The sequence below is a fragment of the Promicromonospora kroppenstedtii DSM 19349 genome (assembly GCF_000515355.1).
GTDB lineage: Bacteria > Actinomycetota > Actinomycetes > Actinomycetales > Cellulomonadaceae > Promicromonospora > Promicromonospora kroppenstedtii.
Genome location: NZ_KI911765.1, coordinates 74,284 through 79,804, shown reverse-complemented (window position 1 = coordinate 79,804; position 5,521 = coordinate 74,284). Strand labels below are relative to the sequence as shown.

Here is a 5,521-nt window from a genome sequence, read left to right as displayed (position 1 = left end):
GTCCGCGGCGCCGGCCGCCGGTATGGCGCTGCCAGTCGGCGTCGTGCCTGCCGCTGCTCCGCCCGCCTGCGCCGCGGCCACCGCGTCGGCGGCCTTCTGCTCCTTGGACGGCTCGAGCTTGAAGCTCCACACGAACAGGCCGATACCGACCAGGAGCTGCGCGATCAGGAACGGGCGCGAGCTCGACAGGGAGGACAGCGTGTCGCCCAGCGCGCCCGCCCCCAGGAGGATCGCCAGCCCGACCAGGGCGTAGAAGCCCGCGATCGAGCCGAGGTAGACGATCATCCGGCCCACGCGCACCCGGCCGGGCGACATGAGCAGCCACACGGGGATGAGCAGGGTGCCGAAGCTCGTCGAGTCGATGAGCGCGAGCACGGCCAGCGCACCGATCAGCGCGGCACCCGTGAGCTCGCCGGAGATGAGGTCCATGCCGTCCACCCTGACGCCCACCGTGCGCGCGCACATCCGCCGAACCGCCGAGGCCCGTACATCCTTCGGATGACCCGCCGCGCGCCGCGTCGTGCTGAGATGGACGTATGCCCCGCCTGTCCGAGCTGATCGCGCCCGTCGTCAAGGTCGTCACGGCCGAGGACCGGCGCGGCGACATGATCACGGCGGCAGGAATCCTGGTCACCGCCCTCGCGCTCGACGCGCTCGGCCTCATCCGGACGTCGTGGAGCGGCCTGCCGGACGCCCCGTCCTGGTGGTTCGCGATCCCCGCCGCCATCGGCTGCACCGCGCTGATCTGGCGCCGGATCCACCCGCTCGCCGTGCTCGGCGTCGCCACCGTCGCCTTCGTGCTCGACGTGGTGCTCGGCGGCAGCGTCGGCCTCATCGTCGTGCTCTGGGAGGCGATGTACGCCGTCCACCTGCACGGCACCCGGACCGCGCGGCTGGTCAGCATCGTCGGGGTCACGATCCTGACCACCGCGCTGATGATCACCATCGCTGTCGTCACGGGCGGGCTCCGGCCGACGGTCCTCGTCGGGCTCCAGGCTCTTACCCTGCTGGTCACGCCCATGTGGTGGGGTACCAACGTGCGGCAGGGCCGCGAGCTCACCGCCGCCGCCCGCGAACGGGAACGGCTCGAGCGCGAGCGCGGCGCCGCGCTGCTCCGTCTCGCCGAGGCCTCGCGGCACGACGCCGTCCGCGCCGAGCGCGCCACCGTCGCTCGCGACCTGCACGACGTCGTCGCCTCGCACCTCTCCGCCATCGCCATCACCTCCGGCGGGGCGCTCGCGGGCGCCGCCGAGCCGGACCGGGACCGGGCCGCGCTGCGGAGCATCCGCGCGGAGAGCCTGGCCTCGCTGCAGGACATGCAGGCGATGATCCGCGTGCTGCGGGCCGACGGCGTGGAACCGGAGGACGTGGCGCCGTCACGCGCTGCCCAGCTCACCCCGGTGATCGAGCAGGCGCGGCTCGCCGGCCTGGACCTGACCGTCTCCGACCCTGACGGCGTCCTGACGGGCGCGACGCCCCTGCCCGCAGCGGTGGACCATGCGGTCTACCGGGTGGTCCGGGAGGCGCTGACGAACGTCCACCGGCACGGCGGCGCGCGGGCCGACCTGACCTTCGCCGCCGGCGGGCAGCTCGGGATCGAGGTGCGTGACGTGGGGACGGGCCACGTGCCGGGATCTGACGTGCCGGGGTCTGATGTGCCGGGGTCTGACGCGCCGGGACCTCACGTGGCCGGGGACGTCGGCGAGGGGACCGGGATCGGCCTGGTGTCGATGCGGGAGCGCGTCGAGTCCCTCGGTGGCTCGTTCTGGGCGGGTCCGGGCGATGCCGGCTCCGACCGACCGTGGTCGCCCCACTCCACGGCCGGGTCGGGGTGGCTGGTCCGCGCGGTCCTGCCCCTTCCTGACCGGGTCCGCGCGTGATCCGCGTCCTGCTCGCCGACGACCACGCGGCGATCCGGGCCGGCCTGCGCATGCTGCTCGCCACGGCCGGCGACATCGAGGTGATCGGCGAGGCCGGCGACGGCGCCGTCGCGGTCACGAACGCCCGCGCGTTGCGTCCTGACGTGGTGCTGATGGACGTGCGCATGCCCGGGACCGACGGCGTCACCGCGACCCGGCAGATCGTCGACGAGGGGCTGGCGGAGGTCCTGGTGCTCACGACCTTCGACCTGGACGAGTACGTGTTCGGCGCCCTCCGGGCCGGCGCCGCCGGTTTCCTGCTGAAGACCGCCGAGGCGTCCGCGCTGGTGGACGCCGTCCGGCACGTCGCAGCCGGGGACGGCGTCGTGGCGCCGGAGGTCACCAGGCGGATCATCGCGGAGCTCTCCGCACCCCGCGTCCGTCCCGGTCACCGCAACGGGGTGGTCGGCTCGAACGGCGCAGGCTCGAACGGCGCAGGCTCGAACGGCGCCGGGCGGGGAGCCAGGGGCTGGGGGAACGGGGACGGGACGGGTGCGGCGAGCCTCCCCGCCGACCTGACCCCGCGGGAGCGTGACGTGCTCGCGGGCCTCGGCTCGGGCCTGTCGAACGCGGAGCTCGCCGCTGCGCTGACCATCAGCGAGGCCACTGCCAAGACCCACGTGTCGCGGGTGCTCGCCAAGCTCGGCGTGACCTCCCGCGTCCAGGCGGCGATCGCCGCCCGGGACGCGGGCCTGGCCTGACCGTGCCCGCGCTGACCCGCCCGGGAGCCGGGCCGGGCCGGCGGAGGATCAGGTGCGCTGCACCACCGTGCGGCTCAGGGTGCCGGTGAGCAGGGAGTACACGGCCGAGCCGATGATGATCCAGACCACGGCCGCGAGGATCGCCGGCACCAGGTCGGCCCGCCCGGCGAACGGCACGGCGGCGAGGATCACCGTGGCGAGGGCGACCACCCAGCCGAAGAACGACCGGGGGCGCGGTGTGCTCAGCACCAGCAGGTAGAGCACGATCGCGGCCAGCAGGGCGAACAGCGCGCCCGCCACGACCCAGGCCATGGTGTCGGAGCCGGTGCCGAGCAGGTCGGCCTGCGGCTGGACGTCGAGGCCCAGCACCTCCTCGAGGATGAAGCTCGCGGCCAGGCCGATGAGCGCGGCCACCAGCATGGTCGCCAGGGCACCGGCCCAGTAGCGGCCGACCTCGAGGGCGAGGCGCGGGTTCTCGGTGCCGGACGTGACCGGCTGGGCCCGCGCGTCGGCGGGCGGCTGGCCCACGGGCTGCGTGGGCACACCGGGCGTCTGGGCCGGCGGCGGGTACGCCGGCGGCGGCGGCTCACCGTAGTCGGCGTCATAGGGGCGGTTCGGGTCGCTCATCGCGTTACCTCCCGGTTTGTGTAGCCCTATGTCCACTAGACCACGGATCGGTCGACGTCGCACGGCGCACGTGTCAGCCCCACAGGTCACCAGATGGACCTGTGGGGCTGACACGTCGGAGGAGGAGTCAGCGCAGTCCTTGCAGGTCCAGCACCAGGCCCTTCACGGCCGACGCCGGCACCTGGCCCGCGTCGTCCTCGACCCAGTCGGCGACCGACGCCGGCACCTGGCCGTCCGAGCACAGGACGAGCGGGGTGTCCTCGGACGAGTCCGGCAGGCGGCCGTGCGTGCCGCGCACGTACGAGGCGTCGAGCGGAGTGGTGCCCATCGCGTACCGCAGGCCCAGCTTCTTGCGCACGAGGTTGAGGCCTGCCTTCGCCTTGGCGAGCGGGTCGGCCGGGTTGAAGAACAGTTCGGCGGGGTCGTATCCCGGCTTGCGGTGGATGTCGACGCCGCGCGCGTACTCGGGCGCGCGGTCGTCGTCGAGCCAGAAGTAGTACGTGAACCAGGCGCCCGGCTCCGCCACGACCACCAGCTCACCGGCGCGCTCGTGGTCCAGTCCGTACTTGGCCTGCGCCTCACGGTCCAGCACCTCGTCGACGCCGGGCACCTTGCGCAGCAGGCTCGCGACCCGCGCCAGGTCAGCGGCGTCGTCCACGTAGACGTGCGCCACCTGGTGGTCCGCGACGGCGAACGCGCGCGACGTCCACGGATCGAGCTGCTCGCGCCCGTCCTGCACGTAGACCTCCAGCAGGCCCTCCCTGCGCAGGATCCGGTTGATGTCCACCGGCCGGTTCGCCGGCCCGATGCCGTACTCCGAGACGGCGACGACGGTCATGCCCGCGGCCTCGGCGTCGTCGAGCAGGGGCGCGAGGGCGGCGTCCAGCTCGGCCGCCGCCCGGTCGGCCTGGGGCGACTGCGGCCCGAACCGCTGCAGGTCGTAGTCCAGGTGCGGCAGGTAGGCCGTGGTGAGGTTCGACGTCCTGGTGCGCAGCAGGTGCCGCGTCACATCCACGATCCAGCGGGTCGACGCGATCGACGCCGTCGGACCCCAGTACTGGAACAGGGGGAAGTCGCCGAACCGGCCCATCAGCTCGTCGTGCAGCTCGGGCGGCCGCACGTACCCGTCCGGCGACTTGCGGCCGTCGGCGTGGTAGATCGGGCGCGGCGTGATCGTGACGTCGGTGGACATGCCCATCGCGTACCACCAGCACACGTTGTCGGCCTGGTAGCCCGGGGCCCGCTTGCGGGCGGCCTCCCACACGTTCTCGCCGCCGACCAGCCGGTTGTGCTGCCGCCACAGGTAGACGTCGCCCAGCTCGCGGAAGTACCAGCCGTTGCCCACGACGCCGTGCTCCGCCGGCATCAGGCCGGTGAGCATCGTCGACTGCACGCTGCAGGTCACCGCGGGCAGCACCGTGGCCAGCTCGGAGTGCCAGCCGGACTCGGCCAGCCGCCGCAGCCGCGGCATGTGCGCCAGCGCGCGGGCGGTCAGCCCGACGACGTCGAGCAGCAGGACGGGCTTCATGCCTTGACTCCTTCGGGGGTGACGCTGACTCCCTCGGTCAGCAGGTGCTCTGAGGCCCAGCGCAGCTCGGCCGCGATCCCCGCGACGAGCTCGTCCGCGCCGTCGGGCCGCTGCGTGGGCAGGGCGTCAGGCGGCAGGACCGACCAGGTGTACGTCTCGACGTCGAGGTGGGCGTCGGCCCCGTGCGGTGCCTCCCGCACCGCGGCGACGGCGTCGCGCAGCACGTCGGTGGTCGCGGCCAGCGGAGCCGCCGGCTCGTGGTGCAGCGGCACGTGGAAGTGCACCCGCCACGGGCCGTCGCCCGGCAGACCGGGCCGCCGCTCCTCGTTGCCGAGCGCCACGGGCAGGTCGTCCGAGGCCAGCACGTCGCCCGCCGCCGTCAGCTCGCGCACCTGGTGCAGGTACCGCTGCTCGACGAACCGGCCGACGGCGTCCCGCGCACCGGGGGCGGACAGGTCCGCGACCTCCAGCGCCGCGGACGCCTGCACCTTGACCACCCGCAGGCCCGCGTCCGTGATCCGCCGGACGGCGCCCGCCGGATCCGCGAACGACACCGCCAGGTGGCACGTGTCCAGGCAGACGCCCACGTGCTCGGGGTCGATGCGCCGGTCCTCCGGGAACTCGGCGCCGGTCCGCGGGGCCAGCCACGCCACGACGTCCTCCACGGTGTCGAGCACGCAGCCCGGCTCCGGCTCGACGGCGACCCGCACCGTGCGGCCGGTGCGCCGCGCCAGCTCGCGCAGCTC

The 5,521-nt window shown here is 74.1% G+C and carries 4 protein-coding genes and 2 pseudogenes; 2 read left to right on the top strand and 4 right to left on the bottom strand.

All coding sequences use genetic code 11. The features are described from left to right. Positions 1-429 (bottom strand): annotated as a pseudogene (locus tag PROKR_RS36650) (GAP family protein); the annotation flags it as partial. A gap of 107 nt (positions 430-536) precedes the next feature. Between PROKR_RS36650 and PROKR_RS29870 the strand changes: the two are divergent. Both PROKR_RS29870 and PROKR_RS29865 read left to right on the top strand, forming a co-directional pair. Further along, complete coding sequence (locus tag PROKR_RS29870; RefSeq protein ID WP_036971441.1) at positions 537-1,880, top strand: sensor histidine kinase; 1,344 nt, start codon at positions 537-539, stop codon at positions 1,878-1,880. Continuing rightward, entirely contained in the window at positions 1,877-2,620 is a 744-nt protein-coding gene (locus PROKR_RS29865; protein ID WP_036971438.1) for a response regulator, read from the top strand. Before PROKR_RS29870 ends, PROKR_RS29865 begins: the two co-directional genes overlap by 4 nt. 48 nt (positions 2,621-2,668) lie before the next feature. Here PROKR_RS29865 and PROKR_RS29860 read toward each other — a convergent pair whose 3' ends face one another. From PROKR_RS29860 to PROKR_RS29850, 3 genes and pseudogenes are all read right to left on the bottom strand, one after another. Beyond that, entirely contained in the window at positions 2,669-3,247 is a 579-nt protein-coding gene (locus PROKR_RS29860; protein WP_051433512.1) for a DUF6069 family protein, read from the bottom strand. 127 nt (positions 3,248-3,374) lie between these two features. Then, positions 3,375-4,775, bottom strand: coding sequence for an alkaline phosphatase family protein (locus PROKR_RS29855; RefSeq protein ID WP_036971436.1), 1,401 nt, complete (start codon positions 4,773-4,775; stop codon positions 3,375-3,377). Further along, positions 4,772-5,521, bottom strand: a pseudogene (locus PROKR_RS29850) (metabolite traffic protein EboE); the annotation flags it as partial. The pseudogene PROKR_RS29850 and the gene PROKR_RS29855, both read right to left, overlap by 4 nt.